The 23,910-nt window shown below is 61.5% G+C and carries 28 protein-coding genes; 14 read left to right on the forward strand and 14 right to left on the reverse strand.

The window, feature by feature from the left end; translation table 11 throughout:
- Positions 1-156: 156 nt before the first annotated feature.
- On the forward strand, positions 157-615 hold the full coding sequence (locus tag AC1DVH_RS13770; protein ID WP_477754258.1) for a GNAT family N-acetyltransferase: 459 nt from the start codon (positions 157-159) through the stop codon (positions 613-615).
- Between the two features lies 1 nt (position 616).
- On the opposite strand, the gene AC1DVH_RS13775 is transcribed toward AC1DVH_RS13770, so the two are convergent.
- Positions 617-934, reverse strand: coding sequence for an NIPSNAP family protein (locus AC1DVH_RS13775; RefSeq protein WP_477754259.1), 318 nt, complete (start codon positions 932-934; stop codon positions 617-619).
- A 230-nt stretch (positions 935-1,164) separates the two neighbouring features.
- Here AC1DVH_RS13775 and AC1DVH_RS13780 point away from each other — a divergent pair, with 230 nt between their 5' ends.
- From AC1DVH_RS13780 to AC1DVH_RS13805, 6 genes are all read left to right on the forward strand, one after another.
- Positions 1,165-1,827, forward strand: coding sequence for an ATPase (locus tag AC1DVH_RS13780; RefSeq protein ID WP_477754260.1), 663 nt, complete (start codon positions 1,165-1,167; stop codon positions 1,825-1,827).
- Positions 1,828-1,894: 67 nt separating this feature from the next.
- Positions 1,895-2,233, forward strand: coding sequence for a YgdI/YgdR family lipoprotein (locus AC1DVH_RS13785; RefSeq protein ID WP_477754261.1), 339 nt, complete (start codon positions 1,895-1,897; stop codon positions 2,231-2,233).
- 275 nt (positions 2,234-2,508) lie between these two features.
- On the forward strand, positions 2,509-3,438 hold the full coding sequence (locus AC1DVH_RS13790; RefSeq protein ID WP_477754262.1) for a Ppx/GppA phosphatase family protein: 930 nt from the start codon (positions 2,509-2,511) through the stop codon (positions 3,436-3,438).
- A gap of 24 nt (positions 3,439-3,462) precedes the next feature.
- Complete coding sequence (locus AC1DVH_RS13795) at positions 3,463-3,906, forward strand: arsenate reductase ArsC (protein WP_477754263.1); 444 nt, start codon at positions 3,463-3,465, stop codon at positions 3,904-3,906.
- 62 nt (positions 3,907-3,968) lie between these two features.
- Positions 3,969-4,364 carry a DUF1801 domain-containing protein gene (locus AC1DVH_RS13800; protein ID WP_477754264.1) on the forward strand — a complete coding sequence of 132 codons (396 nt, stop codon included), beginning with the start codon at positions 3,969-3,971 and terminating at the stop codon, positions 4,362-4,364.
- Positions 4,365-4,488: 124 nt separating this feature from the next.
- Positions 4,489-4,878, forward strand: a complete 390-nt coding sequence (locus AC1DVH_RS13805; RefSeq protein ID WP_477754265.1) for a c-type cytochrome — start codon at positions 4,489-4,491, stop codon at positions 4,876-4,878.
- Here the strand turns inward: AC1DVH_RS13805 and AC1DVH_RS13810 are convergent, their stop codons facing one another.
- Positions 4,879-5,754, reverse strand: a complete 876-nt coding sequence (locus AC1DVH_RS13810) for a LysR substrate-binding domain-containing protein (RefSeq protein ID WP_477754266.1) — start codon at positions 5,752-5,754, stop codon at positions 4,879-4,881.
- Positions 5,755-5,888: 134 nt separating this feature from the next.
- On the opposite strand from AC1DVH_RS13810, the gene AC1DVH_RS13815 reads away from it, so the two are divergent.
- From AC1DVH_RS13815 to AC1DVH_RS13830, 4 genes are read left to right on the forward strand one after another with little or no spacing between them, the layout of a single operon-like run.
- Positions 5,889-6,941 carry an agmatine deiminase family protein gene (locus AC1DVH_RS13815; protein WP_477754267.1) on the forward strand — a complete coding sequence of 351 codons (1,053 nt, stop codon included), beginning with the start codon at positions 5,889-5,891 and terminating at the stop codon, positions 6,939-6,941.
- 4 nt (positions 6,942-6,945) lie between these two features.
- Positions 6,946-7,854, forward strand: a complete 909-nt coding sequence (aguB, locus tag AC1DVH_RS13820; protein ID WP_477754268.1) for an N-carbamoylputrescine amidase — start codon at positions 6,946-6,948, stop codon at positions 7,852-7,854.
- A gap of 1 nt (position 7,855) precedes the next feature.
- Positions 7,856-8,956 carry an extracellular solute-binding protein gene (locus tag AC1DVH_RS13825; protein ID WP_477754269.1) on the forward strand — a complete coding sequence of 367 codons (1,101 nt, stop codon included), beginning with the start codon at positions 7,856-7,858 and terminating at the stop codon, positions 8,954-8,956.
- A gap of 49 nt (positions 8,957-9,005) precedes the next feature.
- The gene (locus AC1DVH_RS13830; RefSeq protein WP_477754270.1) at positions 9,006-10,130 is read left to right on the forward strand and encodes an agmatine deiminase family protein; all 1,125 of its coding nucleotides are present in this window, start codon (positions 9,006-9,008) and stop codon (positions 10,128-10,130) included.
- A 137-nt stretch (positions 10,131-10,267) separates the two neighbouring features.
- Here the strand turns inward: AC1DVH_RS13830 and AC1DVH_RS13835 are convergent, their stop codons facing one another.
- The 5 genes from AC1DVH_RS13835 to AC1DVH_RS13855 form a co-directional block, all read right to left on the reverse strand.
- The gene (locus AC1DVH_RS13835; RefSeq protein ID WP_477754271.1) at positions 10,268-10,696 is read right to left on the reverse strand and encodes a nuclear transport factor 2 family protein; all 429 of its coding nucleotides are present in this window, start codon (positions 10,694-10,696) and stop codon (positions 10,268-10,270) included.
- Positions 10,689-11,432, reverse strand: a complete 744-nt coding sequence (locus AC1DVH_RS13840) for an SGNH/GDSL hydrolase family protein (RefSeq protein WP_477754272.1) — start codon at positions 11,430-11,432, stop codon at positions 10,689-10,691. Before AC1DVH_RS13840 ends, AC1DVH_RS13835 begins: the two co-directional genes overlap by 8 nt.
- A 27-nt stretch (positions 11,433-11,459) precedes the next feature.
- Positions 11,460-11,660, reverse strand: a complete 201-nt coding sequence (locus tag AC1DVH_RS13845) for a helix-turn-helix transcriptional regulator (RefSeq protein WP_007988375.1) — start codon at positions 11,658-11,660, stop codon at positions 11,460-11,462.
- Positions 11,657-12,031, reverse strand: coding sequence for a hypothetical protein (locus AC1DVH_RS13850; RefSeq protein WP_477754273.1), 375 nt, complete (start codon positions 12,029-12,031; stop codon positions 11,657-11,659). The genes AC1DVH_RS13845 and AC1DVH_RS13850 overlap by 4 nt, the downstream gene beginning before the upstream one ends.
- Positions 12,032-12,167: 136 nt before the next feature.
- The gene (locus tag AC1DVH_RS13855) at positions 12,168-12,737 is read right to left on the reverse strand and encodes a thioesterase family protein (protein ID WP_477754274.1); all 570 of its coding nucleotides are present in this window, start codon (positions 12,735-12,737) and stop codon (positions 12,168-12,170) included.
- A 104-nt stretch (positions 12,738-12,841) separates the two neighbouring features.
- Between AC1DVH_RS13855 and AC1DVH_RS13860 the strand changes: the two genes are divergently transcribed.
- Positions 12,842-13,807 (forward strand): GlxA family transcriptional regulator, encoded by a 966-nt coding sequence (locus tag AC1DVH_RS13860; protein WP_477754275.1) that lies wholly within the window; start codon positions 12,842-12,844, stop codon positions 13,805-13,807.
- A gap of 66 nt (positions 13,808-13,873) precedes the next feature.
- Here AC1DVH_RS13860 and AC1DVH_RS13865 read toward each other — a convergent pair whose 3' ends face one another.
- The 7 genes from AC1DVH_RS13865 to AC1DVH_RS13895 all read right to left on the reverse strand — a co-directional run bounded on the left by AC1DVH_RS13865 (position 13,874) and on the right by AC1DVH_RS13895 (position 22,418).
- Positions 13,874-14,446, reverse strand: a complete 573-nt coding sequence (locus AC1DVH_RS13865) for a chorismate mutase (protein ID WP_477754276.1) — start codon at positions 14,444-14,446, stop codon at positions 13,874-13,876.
- 81 nt (positions 14,447-14,527) lie between these two features.
- The gene (locus tag AC1DVH_RS13870) at positions 14,528-14,818 is read right to left on the reverse strand and encodes a DUF7693 family protein (RefSeq protein WP_477754277.1); all 291 of its coding nucleotides are present in this window, start codon (positions 14,816-14,818) and stop codon (positions 14,528-14,530) included.
- A 217-nt stretch (positions 14,819-15,035) separates the two neighbouring features.
- Positions 15,036-16,589 carry an amino acid permease gene (locus tag AC1DVH_RS13875; RefSeq protein ID WP_477754278.1) on the reverse strand — a complete coding sequence of 518 codons (1,554 nt, stop codon included), beginning with the start codon at positions 16,587-16,589 and terminating at the stop codon, positions 15,036-15,038.
- A 56-nt stretch (positions 16,590-16,645) separates the two neighbouring features.
- Positions 16,646-17,806: an iron-containing alcohol dehydrogenase gene (locus AC1DVH_RS13880; RefSeq protein ID WP_477754279.1), complete on the reverse strand. Its 1,161-nt coding sequence runs from the start codon at positions 17,804-17,806 to the stop codon at positions 16,646-16,648.
- A 3-nt stretch (positions 17,807-17,809) separates the two neighbouring features.
- Positions 17,810-19,201, reverse strand: a complete 1,392-nt coding sequence (locus AC1DVH_RS13885) for an aldehyde dehydrogenase family protein (RefSeq protein ID WP_477754280.1) — start codon at positions 19,199-19,201, stop codon at positions 17,810-17,812.
- Between the two features lie 7 nt (positions 19,202-19,208).
- The gene (locus AC1DVH_RS13890; RefSeq protein ID WP_477754281.1) at positions 19,209-20,582 is read right to left on the reverse strand and encodes a glutamine synthetase family protein; all 1,374 of its coding nucleotides are present in this window, start codon (positions 20,580-20,582) and stop codon (positions 19,209-19,211) included.
- A 246-nt stretch (positions 20,583-20,828) separates the two neighbouring features.
- A complete protein-coding gene (locus tag AC1DVH_RS13895; RefSeq protein ID WP_477754282.1) occupies positions 20,829-22,418 on the reverse strand; it encodes a winged helix-turn-helix domain-containing tetratricopeptide repeat protein in 1,590 nt (529 codons plus the stop codon).
- Between the two features lie 259 nt (positions 22,419-22,677).
- Here AC1DVH_RS13895 and AC1DVH_RS13900 point away from each other — a divergent pair, with 259 nt between their 5' ends.
- Complete coding sequence (locus AC1DVH_RS13900; protein ID WP_477754283.1) at positions 22,678-23,430, forward strand: SDR family oxidoreductase; 753 nt, start codon at positions 22,678-22,680, stop codon at positions 23,428-23,430.
- Between the two features lie 44 nt (positions 23,431-23,474).
- Positions 23,475-23,888 (forward strand): cupin domain-containing protein, encoded by a 414-nt coding sequence (locus AC1DVH_RS13905; protein ID WP_477754284.1) that lies wholly within the window; start codon positions 23,475-23,477, stop codon positions 23,886-23,888.
- Positions 23,889-23,910 lie beyond the last annotated feature (22 nt).

Consider the following 23,910-nt stretch of genomic DNA (forward strand, 5'->3'; position numbering starts at 1 on the left):
AGCGGTAGATCAATCAACATAAGTGTTGAATGTGATGCCGCCATCGCGAGCAAGCTCGCTCCCACAGTGGGCGGCGGTGCTTTTAGGAAATATTACGTCTCGATTGAGCTTCCATTGCTAGTCTGTAACTCCTTGAGACCGCAATGGAGCACCCTCATGGCTATTCAGGCCCTGCGCGCCGACGCATCGCACATCGACCAGATCGCCCCCTTGTTTGACGCCTACCGGATGTTCTACAAGCAGCCGTCGAACCTTGCGCAATCGCGCGCCTTCATCGCTGAGCGACTCGCCCGGGATGAATCGGTGATTTTTCTTGCCCGGGACCCCGACGGTGAAAACCTCGGCTTCGTCCAACTGTTCCCGACTTTTTCCTCTATCGACGCCCATCGCACCTGGCTGCTTGGTGATCTGTTCACCACGCCCGCCGCCCGGGGCAAAGGGGTCGGTAAGTTGCTGATGAACACCGCCCGGGATTTTGCGAAGCTGGCCGGCGGCAAAGGCATGACCCTGGAAACCGCCACCGACAACTTCACTGCCCAACGCCTGTATGAATCCCTGGGCTGGGTGCGCGACCCCGGTTACTACACCTATTGCCTGGATCTGAAAAAAGTCTGACTCAGCGATCCTGTTCGCCAAATACCGGGCGCATGAATGAACGCTCGTAGCTGAAGATGAACTTCCTCTCTTCGGCGTACTTGAACGCCACGATGCACTCGGGATCGTTCATCGACTGCTGCCGGTAATGTTCGTACGCCGCCAGGCTGGGGAAGGTGAACAGCGCCAGGGCGATGTTGTTGGCGCCCTCCGACGGCAAAAAGTAGCCGTGGTGCTGGCCGCCGAACTTTTCCACCAAGGGAATCCACAACTTGCCGTAGTGCTCGAACGCTTCGAGCTGGTAGGGATCGAGCACGTATTTCAGGTAGCAGGTCACCATTGTTTCGTTCCTTGATCAGGTTTTGAGGGCAGTCGCCACTGTAATCAACCGTGGGCGCCCGGCACAGCCGCTTGTTCGACATTGACCGGTAACTTTGCGCCAGAGGCATGCGCTGGCGTCGCCGCACTATTGGTTCAGTCAATAGTCACCATCAAGAATCGCAAGTTCTGTTTTTTGCGCAAAGGCGGAAAATTGCCTGCATTGAACACGCTGCTCAAGGAACCTGCGCGATGAAAATCTTGACCCGACTGGCTGTGATTGCCCTGTTGCTGGGCAGTGTTGCATCCACCGCATCGGCCTATGCCGAGGACGCACGCGCCTGCCATCTGCCGCCCATCACCGGTAGCCAGGGCGGGTTGCAATACGGGCAGACGGTCGGGGTGCTCTACAGCGAGAACACCGTGGAAAACCTGCAATACCTTGCGCAATACCACTCGGTGGCCGTGAATGGTGCGAAAAACGCACTGGATGCGCGGATTCGCCAAGCCTTCGTCAACAGCTCCGATCCGGACCTGGCCATCGACTGGCTGATGAGTTCGCTGCACCACACCTTTGTGTCGGTGACGGTCTACGACAACCTCGAAGCCCTGGTGCAGGCCCACCCGGACGTGGTGGTGATGCTCGATACCCACAACCAGTTGCTGACCCAGCGTAACGATCGGGTCGAGGCGCGATTCGCCGCGCGGTTCTACGACGCCAACCTGCAGTACATCGGCAAGGCCGAGGGCGCGGTGGAAAAACAACTGCCGTCGGTGTGGGTGCATGACAAGGCCGCGCCCGAGATCGCCGCGCAAATCGAACAGCAACGCGACCTGCAACTGACCGCGCTGAAACAGTTCGATGCGTCGTTGAAGGCGCTGGTAACCGCCGGATTAACTGCAGCAACCAATTAACAAGCCCGACGTCCATTGAGCGGCGGGCAACCCAATTCACTGTAGATTTCTTTTCAGGACCTGATTCATGCGCACTTTTTTTGCCCCGACCCTGGCCTTCGCTTCGCTGCTGCTGGCCGGTTGTGCCACGCCGAACAATCCGACGATGACCTTGCAGACCAGCAAGTCGCCCGAGGAGTACACCCATTGCGTGGTGCCGAAGTTGCAGCACGATGCGCTGGTGCCCACGGTATCGCAGACCCAGCGCAGCTACCGGATCGTCGTCCCGAGCAAAGTGGCGGCGGACAACGTGCTTGAAACCTACAAAGCCTCGAATGGCGGCAAGGTGTTCCTGTACGAGCGCAAGCTGCTGGCCTCGGCGTTCGTGCCGTCGACGTTCGAGCGTGCGGCGCAGGAGTGTCTGTAAGCAGAATTTCAGGCAAAAAAAAGCCACCAGAATTGGCAGCAGAAAAGTAAAGCACGCATTGAATGACTTGATTATGCCGCCCGATTCATGACGATTCGATGACGGTTTGATGGCCATTCATCCGGATGCCGCAAATCCTGCCACTTGTGGTGTGGGTCATATCTCCAGGCGGTGTCATCTGGGTGTCATCGAAGCAATGGCAAGATCCTCGCAATCCGTCTTGAGTGCCCGACGGCCGCCAGTCCGCCGGCAGATGAATGTGCAAGGAACCCCCTATGAAAGACGCCCCGCTGTTTGCCGCCATCGACCTGGGTTCCAATGCGTTTCGCCTGATGATTGGCCAGTCGGTAAGACGGAACCAGCAGATGGTCATCCAGGAAGTGAAAACCCTGCGTGAACCGGTCCGTCTGGCCGAAGGCCTGCAGGGTGGGGCACTCGATGAGTTGGCGCTGGACCGTGGCTGGCAGGCGCTGGCGCGGTTTGGCAAAAAGTTGCGCGGCTTCGAGGCCGGGCGTGTGCGGGCGGTGGCCACCAGTGCCGTGCGCGAAGCGGACAACGCGCCGCTGTTCCTGGCCAGTGCCGAGCGCCACCTGGGCTTTCGCATCGACGTCATTTCCGGTCACGAAGAGGCGCAACTGGTTTACGCCGGCGTGGCCCACACCTTGCCGGCGCAAAGCACACGGCTGGTGGTGGACATCGGCGGTGGCTCCACGGAAATGATCATTGGCCGTGGCGACCAATTGCTGCTCACCGAGAGCATTGCCATCGGCAGCGGCACCTTCGGTGCGCATTATTTCCACGGCGGGCGGATCATGGCCGAAGCGCTGCTGGAGGCCGAACGCGCGGCCACCGTGCAGTTCGAGCGCATTGCCCGCCGTTACCGCGCCGTGGGCTGGCAGCAGGCGATCGGTTCTTCCGGGACGGCGCGAATGCTGGCCAAGGTGCTCAAGGCCAATGGCTTGAATGATGACGACCAGAGCGGCATCACCTACGGTGGCCTGTTGCGCCTGTCGTTGCGCCTGCTGGAAGTCAAACATGTGAAACACCTCAAGCTGGCGGAGTTGCCCACCCATCGCCTGAGCATTTTGCCCGGCGGCCTGGTGTTGATGCTGGCAGCGTTCAAGGTGTTTGGCATCACGCATATGATTGCGTCGGAACCGGGTTTGCGGTTCGGCGTGCTGCATGGATTGATGAGCAAACACTGAAACCCTGCCAGCCGAGGTAGCCCCATGACCGACCCACGTCGCGTGCTGTTCGTCTGCGCCAGAAACGATGTCCGCTCACCCATGGCCGAAGCCCTGCTGCGCCATACCGATCCTGCCGATTTCCAGGCCTTCAGCGCCGGGCTCGAGGCCACCGGGATCGATCCACGCACCTTCGAATCCCTCGATCACATCGGCGTCGATGCCAGCGGTCTGCGCAGCAAGTCCCTCGAAGATTTCGAAGGTCAGGCGTTCGACTACGTCATCACCCTGTGCGACAAGTCCTCCGAAGAGGTCTCGCGCATACCGTTTACCGGTGAAGTGATGGTCTGGAGCTTCGAAGACCCGACCACCAGCGAAAGACACGACCCATTCCGTCATACCCTCCAGGAAATCGGCGACCGCATCAAAATGTTCGTCACCGTGAAAACCCGCCCCGTGCCCCAGGCGCCGTCAGTCAGCGATTCCTGAAAACTTTGGAGCACCGTCTACCCTCATCGGTCACAACCATCATGATGAGGGTCGAAACGGTGATGAAAACGGACAAGGTTGACCCAAACGAAGCTTCGGCGCTGATCGACGAGCGAATCCGGGAGCTGGCCGACTGGCGCGGCGAAACCCTGGCCCACGTCCGCCAGATCATCCGCCAGGCCGACCCCGAAGTGATCGAAGAGTGGAAGTGGCGCGGCGTGCCGGTGTGGTCCCATGCCGGCATCATCTGCACCGGCGAGACCTACAAGCAGGTGGTGAAGATGACCTTCGCCAAGGGCGCTTCACTGGACGATCCGTCGAAGTTGTTCAACTCAAGCCTTGAAGGCAATACCCGGCGTGCGATTGATATCCACGAGGGTGAGCCGATCGATGAAAAGGCATTGGCGTCGTTGATTAAGGCAGCCATTGAGCTCAATACCTCTCGAACCAAAAAGTAAGCCAGTACACAGACCCCCTGTGGGAGCAAGCTCGCTCCCACAGGGGGCGGTGTCCACCTGACCGTTTTGGATATCCTCAGCTGTCATGTTCCAATAGCGAGCACTCGCAGACTGGAAACGGAACATGAAAAAAATCGCCGCCCTGACCCTCGCTTCGCTACTCACCGCAGGCCTGTTCAGCGCGCCTGCCTTTGCGGCGGGCGATGTCCAGGCCGGGGAGAAAGTGTTCAAGCGCCTCTGCAGCGGCTGTCATCAGATCGGCGAATCGGCTCGTGCCTTCTTTGGCCCGCAACTCAATGGCGTGATCGGTCGCCACTCCGCCGTCACCACGGACTACGTGTATTCCGACGCGATGAAATCCGCCAACCTGGTCTGGGACCGCGAAACCCTGATCGCCTACCTCGAAGCGCCGAAGAAAGTTGTCCCTGGCACCCGCATGATTTTCTGGGGCCTCAGCGACCCGGAAAAAATCGAAGACCTGCTCGCCTACCTGCAAACCTTCCCGGCGCAATGATCACGCCGTGGTCTGGGGGGCGGCCGCCAGGTTGTCGGCCAGCCATTCGGTGAAGGCCCGCGCCATCGGGATGTTCTCGCTGTCACGGTGGGTGAGCAGTGCCCAGTTCGGGCCGCGGATGGTTTGCTCCACCATCGGCAGCAACAGCCCGGTGGCCCGCGCCTGCCGACTCAGCAACTGGCTCACCAGCGCAATGCCCAGCCCGGTGCAGGCCGCGTCCAGCAGCAACCCCGGATCGGAAAAATTCAGCCCCTGATCCATCTGCCCCACATCAATGCCGGACTCCACCGCCCAGTGGCTCCAGTCCATTTCCCGCTCGCCATGCAGGGTGGTGCGCTGTTCCACGGGCACGGCCAACAGGCTCGGGTGACACGCCGGGTAGAGGCGGTCGGCGTGCAGCACCTTGAAGCTGCATTCGGCCTGGGAACCGATGTCGTCGCGCACCGCCAGGTCGATGGTCTGGCTGGCCATGTCCGGCACTTCATCGGTACTGAAAATCCACAGATCGACCTGCGGATGCTGGCGACGGAAATCCCCCAGGCGCGGCAACAACCAGTGCCGGGCAAACGCCGGGGTGGTGTTGAGCACCAGTTGATTGGGTTTCTGGTATTGCCCCAACCGGCGAATGCCCACCGCCAGTTGCTGCAACAGCGCCTGGGTGGTGCTGAGCAGATCGTGCCCGGCATCGGTCAGGCTGACGCTGCGCCCRCTGCGATGGAACAGCGGTTGTTCCAGGTAGGCTTCAAGGCTGCGGATCTGCTGGCTGATCGCCGATTGGGTGAGGTGCAACTCGTCGGCGGCCTTGTGAAAACTGCCCAGCCGGGCGGCGGCTTCGAAGCCGCGCAGGGTGCTCAGGGGCGGCCAGTGTTTGAGCATATCGATAAGTTCCTCTAATCAGTTTCCTGCAAAATCCATCGTTTGTTTGCCTGTTTTTCCAGCCGTAGCATGCATGCCAAAACCGCCAAGGCCGTTTTCATTGAACACAATGACTTAACTCAGAGGTGCTTGTCATGCAGCAGAACCAAATTCAAAACAGCGGTTGGACGATGCCGGCCGAGTGGGTCACCCACGCCGCCACCTGGATGGTCTGGCCGCACAACAAGACTCTGTGGGAGTCAGGCTGGCGGGTGACACTGCCACAGGTTCAAGAGGACTTCGCCCGGGTGGCCAACGCCATCGCCCGTTTTGAGCCGGTGAAACTGGTGGTCGATCCGTCATCCGTCGCCAGCGCCAAGGCCTTGTGCGGGCCGAACATCGAGCTGATCGAATTGGCGGTCAACGACAGCTGGTGCCGTGACTCCGGCCCGAGCTTCGTCTGCCATCCGCAGCAAGGCCTGGCCGGTGTGAGCTGGCGCTTCAACGCCTGGGGCGGCAAGTCGGCCCATGATCTGGACGAAAGCCTGGCCCGGCGCGCGCTCAATCATTTGGGGCTGGAGTGTTTCGGCACGGCGCTGAGCAACGAGGGCGGCGCCATTCACGTGGACGGCGAGGGCACGCTGATCACCACCGAGTCGGTGCTGCTCAACCCCAACCGTAACCCGGGCGTGACCAAGGCCGAGATCGAAGAGATCTTCACCCGCCTGCTGGGCGTGAAGAAAACCATCTGGCTGCCGGGCGATCCGGACTACCTGACCGGCGACATGACCGACGGCCACGTCGACGGTGTGTGCGCCTTTGCCCGCCCCGGCGTGTTGCTGGTGGACGCCACCCACGACCAGGACTCTGTGTATGCCGCAGTCGCACGGGAAAACCGCCGCGCCCTTGAACTGGCCACCGATGCCCAGGGCCGCAAGTTCGAGCTGATCGAACTCTATGAAGCCTCCGATGCAGTGGACACCGAGGCCGAAGTGTTCTGCGCCTCCTACACCAACTTCTACATCGCCAACGGCGTGATCATCATGCCGGCCTACGGCATCGATGCCGACAAGGTCGCTGCCGAAGTACTGGCGCAGGCATTCCCGGGGCGCGAAGTGGTGCCGGTGCGGATCAACCATCTGGCTCATGGCGGTGGCGGAGTGCATTGCATCACCCAGCAACAGCCGGCCTGGCCGGTGCGGGGTTGATGCCATGACCTTACTCACCATCGCCACCACCCAGATGCCGTGCACCTGGGACTTGAAACACAACCTCGACCAGGCCGAGCAACTGGTCCGCGAAGCCGCAGCCAAGGGCGCGCAGGTCATCCTGTTGCAGGAACTGTTCGCCACGCCGTATTTCTGCATCGAGCAACACCACAAGCACCTGGCACTGGCCGAGGAGTATCGCGACAGCCACGTGCTCCAGCGCTTTGCCGCATTGGCCAAAGAGTTGGGCGTGGTGCTGCCGCTGAGCTGGTACGAGAAGGCCGGTAACGCTTACTTCAATTCACTGAGCGTGGCCGACGCCGACGGGTGCCTGTTGGGCGTGTACCGCAAGACCCACATCCCCAACGCCATCGGCTACCAGGAGAAGGAATATTTCAGCCCCGGCGACAGCGGTTTTCGGGTCTGGGACACCGCGTTCGGGCGCATCGGCCTGGGCATCTGCTGGGACCAGTGGTTCCCGGAAACTGCTCGCTGCCTGGCCTTGATGGGTGCCGAAGTGCTGCTGTTCCCGACGGCCATTGGCTCCGAACCGGGTTGCGCCACGCTCGATTCCCGGGATCACTGGCAAATGACCATGCGCGGTCACGCCGCCGCCAACCTGCTGCCGGTGGTGGCGGCCAACCGTGTCGGCCGGGAAGCGGCGACTACCGACCCGACCCTGCAAATGAGCTTCTACGGCTCGTCGTTCATCTGCAATCACAAGGGCAAATTGCTCGCCGAGGCCGACCGCGACAGCACCGGCGTGCTGGTCCACAGCCTGGACCTGGCGGCCATGCGCGAAGACCGCCTGACCTGGGGCATCTACCGCGATCGCCGTCCGGAAATGTACGGCGCCTTGTTGACCCAGGACGGTCGTCAGATCCACTCACGCTGGGCAACCCAAGGGGTGTGACATGAACATGATCAACAAGCTGTGCCTGGCCATGGGGCTGGCGCTGAGCTGTGCGGTGCCTGCGCTGCACGCCGAGGAGAAAACCCTGCGGCTGTACAACTGGGCCGATTATTTTGCCGAGGACACCCTCAGCAAGTTCACCGCCGAAACCGGGATCAAGGTGATCTACGACGTCATGGACGGCAGTGAAACCCTGGAAGCCAAGATGCTTGCCGGTGGCAGTGGCTACGACCTGATCTTCCCCGGCGACACCGTGGCCGAACGCCTGATGCGCGCCGGCAGCCTGCAACCGCTGGACCAGTCCAGAATCACCGCTATCAACGACGTCGAGCCCGGTTTGCAAAAGCTGCGCTCGCACTATGAGCATTCGAGCAAAGCCACGGTCCCGTATACCTGGGGCACCATAGGCCTGACCTACAACGCCGAGCAGATTACCCAGCGTGCGCCGGACGCGCCGGTCAACAGCCTGGACATGCTGTTCAAACCGGAACTGGCGGCGAAATTCGCCGACTGCGGCATCTCGATGATCGACTCGCCGGACGAAGTGCTGGCGGTGGTGCTCAACTACCTCGGCCGCGATCCGCGCAGCGCCAAACCGGCGGACCTGGCGGCGGCCAGTGACTTGCTGATGAAGTTGCGGCCGTACATCCGCAAGTTCCAGTCGCAACCGGTGACCGACCTGGTCAACGGCAACCTGTGCGTGTCCCTGGGCTACAGCGGCGACATGACCCAGGCGCAACGCACGTCGGACAGTGCCGGCAAGAAAACCACCTTCCACTACCGCATTCCCCGCGAAGGCACCACGGTGTGGATGGACACCATGGCCATTCCCGTCGACGCCCGGCACCYGGAGTACGCCTACGCCTTCATCAACTTTGTCATGCGCCCGCAGAACATGGCAGCCATCAGCAACTTCACCGGCTACCCGACCTCCAACGCCAAGGCCCGCCCGGACGTCGATGCCGCGATGCGCAACAACCCGGACATCTACCTCGATGACGCCACCTACGCACGGCTGATTCCCGGCAAGGACATTCCCCAGGCCGACATGCGGGCACGCATGCGCACCTGGACCAAGTTCAAGACCGCTACAGTCAAATGATCACCGGCCGGCCCGAGGGCCGGCCAAACCCCGGATTTCAGGAAAACACATGCCGACACGTCGAACATTCATCAAGCAGGTATCGGTCATCGCCGGACTGGGCGCGGTGGCGTCCATGGGACTGGGCTTCGGGTCCATGTCGGCGCGAGCGGCCGGTAAAGGCAATTGGTACATGCCCGATGAAGGTGACAAACACCAGCGAGCCTTCATCGCCTTCAGCGCACAGGCCGCGATCTGGGAGGACTTCACGCCCCACGTGCAAGACGCCCTTGGCCGGATCGCCCGCACCATCGCCGAATACGAGCCGGTCACCGTGTTCTGTCGCCAGAGCGAGCGGCGCCTGGCCGAAGCCAAATGCGGCAGCCACAACACCACCTTCGTGATCGCCGATCTGGATGACATCTGGATGCGCGACATCGGCGCCAATTTTGTCGTCGATGGCAACGGCGACCTCGGTGCCGTGGATTTCAACTTCAACGGCTGGGGCAACAAACAGCAGCATGCGGACGATGCGCAACTGGCCGCCCTGGTCGCTGAAAACGCCAAGGCGGATTACCTGCGTAGCGAACTGGTGGGCGAGGGCGGTGGCATCGAAGTCGATGGCCACGGCACCGGGATCATGACCGAAAGCAGCTGGATCAACCGCAATCGCAATCCCGACTGGAGCAAGGCCGAGGTCGAAGCAGAACTGAAAGAACGGCTGGGYCTGCGTAAAATCATCTGGCTGCCGGGCATCAAGGGCAAGGACATCACCGACGCCCATGTCGACTTCTATGCGCGTTTCGTCAAGCCTGGTGTGGTGATCGCCAACCTCGACAACGACCCTGAGTCCTACGACTACAAGGTCACCCGCGCCCATCTGAAAGTCCTGGAAAACGCCACGGATGCCGATGGCCGCAAATTGCAGGTGCATACCGTGTCGCCGCCGCTCAACCCGCGCAACAGCCAGTTCAGCAAAGACAATCAGGACTTCGCCGCCGGCTACATCAACTACTTCGTGATCAACGGCGCGATCATCGCTGCGCAGTTCGGTGACAAGGAAGCGGATGCCAAAGCCTTCGACCTGTTGTCCGAACTCTACCCGGACCGCGAGGTGGTGCAGCTCGACATCGACGCGATCTCCGCCGGTGGTGGAGGGATTCACTGCGTGACCAGTCACCAGCCGATGGTGTGAAGTTTTCAGGCTGTACACAACCCCTGTGGGAGCGAGCTTGCTCGCGATGGCGGAGTGTCAGTCAATATGTTGTTCACTGACCCACCGCTATCGCGAGCAAGCTCGCTCCCACAGGGTAATTTGTTGAATCAGGTAAATCAGGCCTTGCTGGCCTTCAGATAAGCCCCCAACCGCCGCCCCATTTCCTCACCCAACGCCTGCAAGCCACTCAACGGTCGCACCATCACTTCAAACTCGACAATCTTGCCTTGTTCATTGAAGCGGATCATGTCGATGCCCTTCAGCTCTTTCCCGCCGACCTTGGCGCTGAATTCGAGAATCACGTTCAAGCCATCCGCCGTCGCCAACTCGCGGAGATAGGCAAAGTCCTCGAACACGTTCATGACCGTGTTGAGGATCATCGACACCACCGGCGCTCCCGGATACGGCGTGTGCGCCATCGGCGAACGGAACACCGCCTGCGGATCGAGCAGTTCGGGCAAGGCGCTCAAGTCGCGCTTGCCGATCATCGCGTGCCACTGCTTCAGGGACGCTGCGACATTGGGGTTCAGGTTCAGCTCAGACATCTTCAACTCCTGTTTTTATTGTTGTGGTGCGAAAGCGTTGGTCGATAGCCCTGGCGGCATCGTCGGCCCATTGACGGTAGAGCATCGGCCCCGGATGAAAACCATCGCTGGCCATCAAGCCCGGTTCGGGTACCAACGGGGTGGTGAGCATCGTACATTGATCCAGGCGTGCGGCCAGATCCGCCAAATGTGCATTGAAACGACGCGCCCTGAACCCCAGAAACCAGCGCAAGGGTTGCGGCAGCGCGGGGAACAGATGCATCGGCGGAAGCGGCGACACCACGATCTGCCTCACCGCGAACTTGTCGCACAGCAGCGCGATCAAGCGCCGTTGCCGGGCGAGCCACTGATCCAGGTTGAGTGAGCTGGTGACATCGTTGACGCCAATCGACAACAGCACCACATCGAACGGCTCGGGGGCGTGCTGTTCGAGCAGCTCCAGCAACCCTTGCGAATCCAGGCCCGAGCGCGCCCAGAGTTTCCACGCCACCTGATAATCATCGGCCAGGCGCTCCACCAACCGACCGCTGAGGGCCTCACCTTGAGTCGCCGCACCCACGCCTGCAGCGGCGCTGTCGCCGACAATCAACAACCGCAGAACGTCGCCGCTGCCGGCATCGCCCTGACGTTCGCCTTCGGCCTCCGGCAGCCTCGGCGTCACCCGCCTGGTGTAGAGACCTTGCGCCAGCAACACCGGGCCGAGGAAGATTTTAGCGAGGATTTCAGTATGGCTCATGGACGGGCGCCTGATTGAAGAGGGAGATTATCCAGCGAACTCATCATCAAAAATGCTCTCAATAGGCAGCGCAAATGCCCGGGCAATCTGAAACGCCAAGGGCAGGCTCGGATCATAGCGGCCATTTTCGATGGCATTGATGGTCTGCCGCGAAACATTCAGCAACGCCGCCAGATCGACCTGAGACCACTTGCGTTCGGCACGCAGTTCCTTGAGACGGTTTTTCATTGGTAGCGCCGCTTGGCAAGTCTGAGCCCGATCATCCACATCAGGCCCATCACTGGCCACACACAGACCCAGGACACGTGCGCAAAGCCGACATTCTCCAGAAAACCGTAAGTGAAGGTCAGCAATGCCGAAGCGGCAAAGGCAAAACCGAGAGCTTCGTACTGAATACGCAAATGCATTTCGTCCAGCGCGCGCATATTGCGCACCACCGCCCAACACATCAGCCCCGCAGGAATCACAGGCAACAGCGTGATGATGATCTTCAGCATCATTGCCATTTCTTGCTGGTCTTTAAGCAAGATCACCGACACCAGCAACAACACGGCGTACAGCGTAATCGCGACGCCCATTTCGATGTAGTAGCGTTTCAATGCATCCTCCTGATGTAAAAGCCCGGCTGATTGGGCCGGGCTCTTCGTCTGGATCACTTCGCTGTGATCGACTCACAACACACAACTCGCCCGTTGCGCGAGGTAGGCACAGAATAGAGCGTACACAGGTTGGCGGTCAGCCGACTGTCTCCGGTTGCCGCGCAGGCGGAGCCTCTTGTGTACGCAACTGATGGCTCATGTCGTTGCAGTTACGCGACCAGTCCTTCAGCCATGGCGGCATCGACGGCGATTGCTCTGGCAAACCCAGTTCCAGCGCGAATTCACCGGGTGCCACCGTGCCTCTGCCCGCGCGGAACAGACCGCGCATCACCACCACGCCGACCACCCGGCCCTTGCTCACGAAACGGTGCTCCATAAAGGTCCACTTGTCGTCCCAGCCAAGCATGCGGGTATGTATTTCAAAGGCTTCGAACAGGCGCAACTCTCGGCGGAACTTGCCCCAGGTATCGCCGACAATCGGCACGGCCTTATGACGAAGCGCCACGCGAAAGGCGCCGCTGCGCAGTACGTAATCCATTCGCCCGATGTCTGCCAGCGTGAAATAGCGACCGTTGGTGACGTGCCGGTTGAGGTCCAGATCCAGCGGCCACACGCGCATGCACACAACGGTGGTCGCCGAGGCGTCCACGGGGTTGCGCCACGGGCGACGCAACAGCATAAGGAAAAGTCGAAACCAGAGATTCATAAGTGCGCCACCGTTGGGTTGATGGCTGCACTTTAGGCCATGGAAATCGGCTAAGGTAGGTGCGCAAATGACATTTTTCATGCGGAAAGTGCAATGGAGTCGCTATGCACATCACCTTGTTACTGGCCGATCAATGCTCCGCCGCCAGCGCAACCATGGCCCTGGAAGTGCTCAGTGCCGCCAACCTGTTCGCCGATAGCGACCCACCACCGTTCAGGGTGGTCAGCGCTTCGCTCGATGGCGCCGATGTGGCCGCCTGGGGCGGGCAGCGCTTGCATGTGAACCGTTCCACTCGCGAGATCCCGCGAACCGATCTGGTCCTGATCCCGGGATTCCTCTTCACCCTCAAGGACGCCTTACCGGCGTTTTGCGCCTATGGACCGTGGCTGCGTGAGCAGCACGCCCAAGGCGCGGTGGTGGCTTCCATGTGCACGGCGGCGTTCATGTTGGGTGAGGCCGGGCTATTGAACGGCACCCGTGCGACCACGCACTGGGCTTTTGCCGAGCTTTTCCGTCGCCGCTATACCGAAGCGTTGCTGGACGAAGGGCAAATCATTTGCGAGGACAATCGCGTGGTCACCAGTGGCGGCGCTAGTGCGGCCATGGACCTGTTGCTGCACCTGGTGCGTCGCTTTGCGTCACTGGAACTGGCGCAAAAGTGTGGCAAGTACCTGTTGGTCGACTCGGTGCGCAGCGAGCAGTCGGTGTATGTGATGTGGTCAATGCCCAAGAGCCATGGTGATGGCGACATCCTGCGGGYGCAAAACTGGCTGGAAGAACGCTTCGATCAGCCGTTGTTGATCGATGATGTGGCCCAACAATTCGGCTTCGGCGTGCGCAACTTCAAGCGACGTTTCAAGGACGCCACCGGCTACACGCCGATTGCCTACCTGCAGACCTTGCGTCTGGAAAAGGCCAAACAGTTGCTTGAATCCACACGCATGACGCTGGACAGCATCACCTATGCCGTGGGCTACGAGGATGGCAACTCGTTTCGCAGGCTGTTTCAACAACGCGTCGGGCTACTGCCGGCGGCTTACCGCAAGCGGTTTCAAGCGGCGGCGAACTGAAGAAGAAAGAGCGTCCATGAAAGCCCGGCCGATTGGGCCGGGCTCTTCGTCTGGATCACTTCGCTGTCATCGACCTACAACGCACAGCTCTCCGGTCGCACGAATCATCGCCTGGCCATGCAGGTAATCCTTGATCAGCGCGGAGCGTTCGGTGGCCAGCCATTGCGGGCAGTTCGGGTCTTTGCGGTAGGGCAGGAAATCGGCGTACTGCTGGAGCAGCAGGTTTTGCAGCTTGTCGAGCTTGGGCCGGATGTCGTTAATGAGGTCCGGCCGTGGTGTGTCCGGTGCCTTGTGCGCCGCTTGCCATTGCGCGAGCCGGCCGTATTGCACCAGTTTGCTGGCTTCGATCTGCGCAGCGATGAGGTCGGCGACATCGTCGGGGTCGAGCTGGCGCTGGGTGGCTTGCTTGCGGGCGTTGGCGATGACTTGCGCTTCCCGGGCGTTGTCCTGGACCGGTTTACCGCTGTCCCACTTGGTCAGCGCCACCAGCTCGCTGATGTACAACCGCTCATTCATCGTTGCCAGCAAGGGTTGCAAGGCATCGGGCGCCGGGGGCGTCGTGCCGGCCTGGGCAACACCAACGAACAAACCGAGCAGGGCGCAGGCCAGCCATTGCGGCAGGCGTGGGGAACGGGGCATGGGCAGAACCTCCTTGGACGCAAAAATCACTCCGGCTTGTTTATCACAAGTGCGGCCAGGGAACGACAGGTTGCGAAGGATTCAGGCCAGTAGCCGTTCAATCTGCGCCAGCTCCCAGGTGCTGAGCAAACTCACGGGGTCGGTACCGAAGCGCTGCCCGTTGTCGAACATATATTCACGGCCATCGGGGCTTTGGCCGTGCAGGCAGTGGCGCAAGTGGCCGGTGTCGACGTCGAGCGTCAGGCGCCAGCCGTCGATGTCGACCCGTACATGGCCAGACTCGCAAGCGTCGTCGACTCGCTGGAACGTGCGAATGCCTTGAGCGGCATCGCGCAATGGCTGGTAAACCTCGCGGGCGGTGAGGGCGGGCACAGGTGTCTCCGGGGGGGAATCGGAGGCACAGGATAAATCATCGCCATACAAAAAAGCCCGGCAGATGCGGCTAATGCCAGTCAGTCAAGCGTTGGAACACCACGACCCTTGTGGGAGCGAGCTTGCTCGCGATAAGGCCGGCACATCCAGCATCCATGGCGCCTGACACGCCGCCATCGCGAGCAAGCTCGCTCCCACAGGTTACTCATTGCTCGCTCTATTTGCCGTTCAACGCCGCCTCCGCCGCGGCGATTTCAGCCTGGCGCTTGACGATCATGTCGCCCACCGGCGGCCCCTGGAAGCGCCGCGCTTCAAAGCCGAACCAGACGATGGCGGTCAGGATCAGGAAGCCGATGGTGATGTACAGCGCCCAATCGTTCGGTGGCTGGATGCCGATGACGAAAATGATGATCATCGACAGGATCGAGAGGATGGCGAACACCGAGTACCAGAACCGCCCCATGTTCCACGGCCCCATGGTCGGCCACTTCGAAGTCCCAAAGGTAAACAGGCCGAGCACGATGGGAATGGCGAAGGAGAAGAACAGGAAGATCACCGTGCAGGACACCACGATCGTATAGACCGGCGTTGCCCCGACCGAGATCACCGACGAGCCCCAGTCGAACAGGACGGCAAGGGTGGCACCGGTCCAGATGGCTGCCACCGGGCTGCGAAAGGTCGGCGAGACGGAGGCCAGGGCTTTGGAACAGGGCAGGCCGCCGTCACGTGAGAACGCGAAGATCATCCGTGAAACCGAGGTGACGGTGGCCAGCCCGCAGAGCACCTGCGAGATGAAGATCGCCACGTAAAGCACCAGTTTCAAGGTCGGGTTGACCTGGGTGTTCATGGCCCAGAAAAACACGTTCCAGCCTTGCTTGGCCGCTTCGTCCATGTTCGGCAGCATCAGCACGAACGCGCTGAGCATCAGCCAGCCGAACAGCAACGACCAGACCACCGACATGACCATGCCGCGCGGCACCGACATGGCCGCGTTGCGGGTTTCTTCGGAGGTGTGCGCGGAGGCGTCATAGCCGGTGATGGTGTAGATCGGCAACAGCAGGCCGAGCATGAACACCCAGCCATTGGAGACCTGCGGCCAGACGCTGCCACCCGCCTCACCGGAATAGTTGCTGAAGGTCCACAACCGCGCGAATTCATAGCTGGGTGCCGACATCAGGCAGACGATGGTCAGTGCCAGCGCGGTGGCGAAGATCAGGTAGCCGGAGAAGTCGGTGAGCTTGGCCGTCAGGCCGATGCCCAAGTGGTTACACAAGGCCTGCAAGCCCGTGAGGATCGCCAGGAAAATCACCCTGACCGTGGTCGTATCCTCCATGCCCAGTGCCGGTCCGAAGGCGCCGAAAAAGAAGTAGTAGGTGCCGACGTTGATCGCGCCCAGCACCGTGACCAGTCCCAGCAGGTTGAACCAGGCGGTCAGCCAGCCAGTGAAGCGGTTACCGAGAATCGAGCCCCAGTGGTACAGGCCGCCAGCGGTGGGATAGGCCGAGGAAATCTGCGCCATGGCCATGGCGAACACCCCGGAGATCAGGCAGCCGATCGGCCAGCCGATGCCGATGGATATACCCCCCGCGCCCGAAGTGCCTTGGGCCAGCGAGTTGATGCCACCCGAGAGGATGCAGATGATCGAAAAGGAAATCGCAAAGTTGGAGAAAACCCCCATTCGTCGTGAGAGTTGCTGGGCATAGCCCATGCTGTGCAGCACCTTGACGTCATCGTCGTGCGTTTCGGTGCCCGGCTGGCTTGCTGGGTTCATGATGTGTGCCCCTTCAGGTTTTGGACAGGTCGAACTGAGCCGCCGTAGGCTCGCTCCTACAGACGGCCGTGAAACGCCGCGTCGAAAATCTTTGCCACGCCGTCCCGGGTCAATGGCAGCGGGTTACCGCCGGCGCAGGGGTCGACAACCGCCATGTCCGCGATCAGGTCGGCCTGCCGGTCATCCACGCCCAGCTCAAACAGGGTATGGGGCACGCCGATGTCCTTGCGCAGCTTGAGGACGAAGGCCATGAAACTGTCGAAGCCGGGTGAGGGCAGGCGCAGGTACGCCGCCAGGCGGGTGATGCGCTCCTCGATGGCCGTGCGATTGAACTGCAGGACATAGGGCATGAAGGTGGCATTGGTCATGCCGTGATGGGTGTCGTACAGCGCACCCACCGGATGCGAGAGCGCATGCATCCCGCCCAGGCCTTTCTGGAATGCCGTGGCGCCCATCGCCGCCGCCGCGAGCATTTGTGCGCGCGCCTCGAGGTCCGACGGCGTGTGTACCGCCTTCACCAGTGAATTGGCTACCAGGCGCATGCCTTCCACGGCAATGCCGTCGGCCAGGGGGTGAAAACCGGGGGCGCAGTAGGCTTCCAGGCAATGGGATAACGCGTCCATGCCAGTGCCGGCGGTGATTTTGGCAGGCATGCCGACGGTGAGGGCCGGGTCGCTGATCACCACGCGCGGCATCATTTTCGGGTGGAAGATGATGCGTTTGGTGTGGGTGCGCTCGTCGATGATCACCGCCGCACGACCGACTTCTGAACCGGTTCCCGCCGTGGTCGGCACGGCAATGATCGGGGCGATGCGGCTGTCGTCGGCGCGGGTCCAGTAGTCGCCGATGTCTTCGAAGTCCCAGACCGGCCGGGTCTGGCCGCTCATGAAGGCAATCAGCTTGCCCATGTCCAGGCCACTGCCGCCGCCGAACGCGATCACGCCGTCGTGCTGGCCGGCACGCCAGGCGTCGAGCCCGCCGGCCAGGTTGGCTTCCACCGGGTTGGGCTTGAGGTCGCAAAACAGCGCCACGCCAAGACCGGCGGCGCGCAACGCATCCAGTGCCGCCGTGGTGATCGGCGCGCGCGCCAGGCCGCTGTCGGTCACCAGCAAGGGGCGCTGGATGCCCTGGCTGCGACAGACGTCGGCCAGCTCGGCGATGCGCCCGACACCGAACCGAACGCTCGTGGGGTAGCTCCAGTTTCCTGTCAGGTTCATGGTCTACACCTCGTGACGCAGATGAAAGGATTTGGCCCGGGTCAGGTGCTCGTAGCCCAATGGCGACAGGGTGACGCCGCGCCCGCTGTTTTTCACGCCGGTCCAGGCCAGAGCCGGGTCCAGGTAATCGCAGCGGTTCATGAACACGGTGCCGGTGGCGATCTCGTTGCCCAGGCGTTCGGCCGCCGCGAGGTCCTGGGTCCAGATGGAAGCGCTGAGCCCGAACTCACTGTCGTTCATCAAGGCGATGGCTTCTTCATCGCTGGCCACCGGCATGATGCCGACCACGGGGCCAAAGCTTTCGTCGCGCATGACCGACATTTGATGGGTCACGTCCACCAGCACTTGCGGTGCAAGGTAGGCGCTGCCCTGCACGTCGGCGGGAAAGGACTTCGGATCGATCAGCGCTTTGGCGCCCTGGGCCATAGCTTCGGCGATCTGGCCACGAACGAAGAATGCGGCGCCCGGTGTCACCAGCGGGCCGAGGGTGGTGGCTTCGTCCAGCGGGTTGCCCAGCACGTATTGGCGGGTCAATTCGGCGAAGCGCTCGACAAACACCGGGAAGATTTTCTGGTCGACATAAATGCGTTCCACGGCACAGCAACTCTGCCCGGAATTGAAGAAGCTGCCGTCCACCAGATTTTCCACCGCATGTTCAAGGTTGGCGTCTGCCCGGACATAGGCCGGGTCTTTTCCGCCGAGCTCCAGGCCCATGCCGAGAAATTGTCCGCTGGCGACGCTTTCCATGACTTTGCCAGCCTCCACGGAACCGGTGAAGTTCACTTGCTGCACGCGCCCGGAAGTAATGATCGCCCCGGTCGACACATGGTTGAGCAGCAGATTCTGGAACAGCCCTTCGGGCAGTTTTGCGCGACGCATGGCCTCGGCGAAACGCTCGCCCACCAGCAGGGTTTGCGACGCGTGCTTGAGGATCACGCTGTTGCCGGCCATCAGCGCCGGGATGATCGTGTTCACCGCCGTCAGATAGGGGTAGTTCCACGGGGCGACCACCAGCACCGTGCCCAGCGGCTCGCGTTTGATGTAGCGTCGAAAACCCGCCTTGGGCGCAGGCTCTACAGCGGCCAGTGCCCGTGGAGCGATGGCGATCATGTGTCGGGCGCGTTCGGCAAAACCGCGCAGCTCGCCGGCGCCGTAACGCACCGGGCGGCCCATCTGCCAGGCCAGCTCCGGCACGATGTCCGCCTGCATCGACAGCATCGCGTCCACCGCGGCACTGCAATAAGCCGCACGTTCGCTCAGTGAGCGGCGTTGCCATGACGCCTGTGCATTGGCAGCGGCCGTCAGTGCCTGCTCGACCTGCTCCGCATCGGCCACCTCGCGTTCGACGTACACCCGGCCATCGACCGGGGAGATCAGTTGTACCTTCTCAGTCATGATGTTCTCAGTAGCGCTCGAAACCGCGCTGCAATTCCCAGTCGGTGATTCGCCGGTCGTACTCCTTCTGCTCCCACTCGGCGGTGTGCACGTAATGGTCGACAATCTCGTCGCCAAACGCCTCGCGCAACATGCTTGAGCTCTTGAGGGCGGCGCTTGCCTCGCGCAGAGTCTTGGACACTTCCGGCAAATGCTCATCGAGGTAGGCGTCGCCTTCGAACGGCGGCGCCAGATCGAGCTTCTCGTCGATACCCGCCAAACCCGCCGCGATCAATGCGGCGAAGGCCAGATAGGGGTTGAGGTCGGCACCGCCGATGCGGCATTCGATGCGAATGGCCTTGCTGCCTTCAGCACACAAGCGAAAGCCGGCGGTGCGATTGTCGCGGCTCCACACCGCCCGCGTCGGCGCAAAAGTGCCAGCCTGAAAGCGCTTGTAGGAGTTGATATAGGGCGCGAGAAAACAGGTGATGTCGTTGGCGTACTTGAGCTGCCCGGCGACCCAGGCACGCATCAGTTTCGACATGCCGAACTCGGCTTTGGCGTCGAAGAACAGCGGCTTTTTGGCGTTCTTGTCCCACAGCGAATTATGGATATGACTGCTGGAACCGGCGGCGTCGTAGCGCCACTTGGCCATGAAGGTGATCGCCTTGCCCTGCAACTGCGCGATCTCTTTGCAGGCGTGCTTGATAATGACGTGGTGGTCGGCCATGGTCATGGCGTCGGCGTAGCGGATGTTGATTTCTTCCTGCCCCGGGCCCCATTCCCCCTTGGAGTTTTCCACGGGAATGCCCGAGGCCTGCAAGTGCTTGCGAATCGCCCGCAGCACCGGCTCCTCGCGGGTGGTCTGCAGGATGTTGTAGTCCTCGATGTAATGGCCGGCGGTTTTCGGTTTGTGATAGTTGCGCTCGTGGATCGCCTCGTAGCTCTCATCGAACAGATAGAACTCGAGTTCCGAAGCAAACATGCCGGTATAGCCGCGCTCGCGCAGGCGCTCGACCTGCTTTTTCAGAATCGCCCGAGGGCTGTGGGGCAGGTCCTGGCGATGGTGATGATCGAGCACGTCGCACAGCACCAGCGCCGTGCATTCAAGCCAGGGCACGCGCCGCAGGGTGGACATGTCGGGCTTGAGCACGAAATCGCCGTAGCCCTTGCTCCAACTGGCCGCGGCGTAACCCGGCACCGGCTCCATGTCGATGTCATCGGCCAGCAGGTAGTTGCAGCAGTGGGTTTCTTCGTGGCCACTGTCGATGAAAAACTCGACCTGGAAGCGCTTGCCGACCAGGCGTCCCTGCATGTCGACCATGCAGACCAGCACGGTATCGATTTCGCCGGCAGCCGCGGCGCGCTTGAGTGCATCAAAGCTGAGGAGGGGCTCGGTCATCACGGCAATCCTGCGTGAAAGGTTGGGGCCAGTCTGGGATAGCTGTTGCAGACGCTCTCCAGAAAAACCCAAAACCTGCAGAACCGAGCATCATGAGCAACGAGTTGCTCAAAGCTTAGCCTACCGTTGCAATTGTAGGAGCGAGCTTGCTCGCGATGGACTTGAAGACACCGCGATTAATCAGAACCCCCGCGTCATCGTTGACGACCATCGCGAGCAAGCTCGCTCCTACAGGGTTGGTCGCCTTCACTCCGGCAACCCGGCCAGCCGCAGTCCATCGACGAAACGGGCGAAATCCTCAGGCCGTTGAATGGGCAGCCAGTCCTTGAGGGTGCCCAGGCGCAAAGAAGAATCCAGCTTTTGCAGACGTTGCATCGCCCACTTCGCTTTATCCATTCGTCCGCCGAGCGCATGACTGGCCGCCACCAGCGCCGCCGCAACCAGCAGACTGGGCAGGTTGCCCAGTCCCTTTTCCGCCCAGTCCGCAGCGGCATTGAAGTGCCCGGCGAAGAAATGCGCGAGCGCCATCCCGACCTGCATCCTGAACATTTCCGGATCCAGCGGACTCAAGCGAACGGCATGGTTCAAATGCTCGATGGCAGCGTCTGTTTCACCGTGCAGCGCCCGCAGGATACCGCCCAGGAACCAGGCGGGGGCGAGGTTGGGATTGAGCAGGCGCGCCCGGTCGAGCAGTGCAATGCCGCCGTCGACTTCGCCGGCGAGGTGAGCCAGCGCATGTCCGCCCCGGGTCAACGCGACGGCATCATCGCGACCGAGGGTCACCGCCAGCCGCGCCAGCCGTATGCCCTCGGCGATTTCTGCAGGCCGATCGACCATCCAGCCATTGAGCTTGCGCCAGAAGTGGCACCAGGCGGCCATGCCATAGGCCGAGGCAAACTCCGGATCGAGTTCGATGGCCTGGTAGAACATCGGCAGCGCCTGCTCGATGGCTTCCCGGGTGCCGCTGTGCAGTTTGGCCATGGCGCGCAGGTAATAGTCGTAGGCGTCCAGGCTGTCCGTCGGCTTACGCTTGGCGCGTTCGATTTCTGCCCGCTCCAGCTGCGGCGCGATCGCGCCGACGACGCTTTCGGCGATCTGGTCCTGCAGTTCGAAGATATCGTCGAGCAGGCCTTCGAAGCGCTCTGCCCAGATGTGCGCCCCGCTTGTCGCGTCGATCAGTTGTCCGGTAATGCGCACCTTGTTCCCGCACTTGCGCACGCTGCCTTCGAGCACGTAGCGAACGCCCAGCTCCAGGCCAACGCCCTGGGCGTCCACGGCCTGGCCCTTGTAGGTGAAGCTCGAATTGCGCGCGATGACGAACAGCCAGCGAATCCGCGACAGGGCGGCGATGATGTCCTCCACGACGCCGTCGGCGAAGTACTCCTGCTCCGGATCGCCGCTCAGGTTCTGGAACGGCAGGACGGTAATCGAGGGTTTATCCGGCAGGGCGAGCGTAGAGGAGGGGATTTGTTTCGGGGTAGCGGTCGAGCGTTCGTCGATGTCAGGCTGTCGCGCTTCCCCGGTCATGGCGCCGTTGATCCTGCCAACGAAACGGTAGCCCTTGCGGGCGACGGTACGCACCAGGCGCTGCTCCTCACCGGTATCACCAATGGCCTTGCGCACCGCATTGATGTGACTGGTGATTGTCGATTCGGAAACGATCCGGCCGCTCCACACTGAATTGAGCAATTCGTCCTTGCTGAGGACTCGATCGGGATTGTTGACGAACAGCAGCAACAGGTCGAAGACCTGCGGGCCGACGGCTACGACCTGCCCGCGCAAGGTCAGCTCCCGGCGCTCCTGATCGAGTACGTAGTCTTCAAACGCAAATGGCAAGTTGAGCATCCCCTGGCAAAGCGCCCTCAACTCCGTGTCCCAGGCGGCGGGTGGTTGGTAACTGAGGCAGATGATACGGCAGCTCGACACCCGCTGCACCGTCAGCGGCAAGGGAGCCTGGAAGAACCTCAGTAGCTTTGGACATAAATCCAAGCGCTCGCCAAGGTAAACCCAAGCCCGGCGCAAGGACTTGCCTGATGCGCGCAGGCAATCTCTCTACACCGACGCAATGGTTGCAGTCGACAAGTGGAGAAAAGTCATGAAGATCGTCGTCATCGGAGGCTCCGGCCTCATCGGATCGAAACTTGTAAATACACTCCGCGAGCGCGGCCATGACGCGCTCGCCGCCAGCCCCAGCACCGGCGTGAACAGCATCACCCGCGAAGGCCTGGCCGAAGCGATGGATGGTGCTGATGTGGTGGTCGACGTGGCGAACGCGCCGTCGTGGGAGGACCAGGCCGTTCTCGATTTCTTTGAAACGTCGAGCCGTAACCTGCTGGCCGCCGAAGCCGCTGCCGGGGTTCGTCATCATGTTGCCCTGTCGATTGTCGGCAGCGAACGGCTTCCCGATACCGGCTATTTCCGCGCCAAGGTCGCGCAGGAAGCCCTTATCAAGGCGTCCGGCATGCCTTACACCATTCTGCGTGCCACGCAGTTCTCCGAGTTTGCCGGCGGCATTGTCCAGTCGTTCGCCGTTGGCGAGGAAATTCATGCTTCGCCGGCGCTGATCCAGCCGATTGCGTCCGACGATGTGGTAGCGGCGCTGGCCGATGTCGTGCTGGCAGCACCGGTCAATGGCACGGTGGAAGTCGGCGGCCCGGAAGCCATGCCGATCGACGAACTGGCCAGGCGTTATCTGCGGGCGACCCAGGACAGCCGCAAGGTCGTGCCGGACGTGCATGCGCGTTACTTCGGTGCCGTGCTCAACGATCAATCGCTGGTCACCGGCAAGAACGCACGCCTGGGGGCGATCCGCTTCGACGACTGGCTGGCCCGGTCGACGGCGCAGTAACGGATCGCACTCTCACATATCCCTACGAATCCAGGAGAAATCCCATGGTTACCCGATTGCTGATGGCTGCTGTTTTCGCAGCGCTCTCGATCAGCGCAGCGGCGGCCGCCGAGCCGCCTCCCGGCAAGGTGACGGTGGTGTTTGACCGTCCCATTCCCAACATCCCTGGCAAGAGCATGAGAGGCGTGGTCGTCGAGTATGGGCCGGGTGCCGCGTCGCCGGCTCACACCCATCCGAAAACGGCCTTCATCTATGCAACGGTGCTGGAGGGCTCGTTTCGCATCCAGGTCAAAGGCCAGCCGGAAAAGATCTACAAGGCCGGCGAAAACTTCGTAGAAGAGCCGGGTTCCGTGCACCTGGTCAGCGCCAACGCCAGCGACACCCAACCTGCACGCCTGTTGGCGGTGTTCGTCCTCGACACCGAGGAAAAGGTACTCGTCACACCGATCAAACAGTGAGCCGGTCAACCCGCTCATGAAG

The organism is Pseudomonas sp. P4_C3, assembly GCF_056402075.1.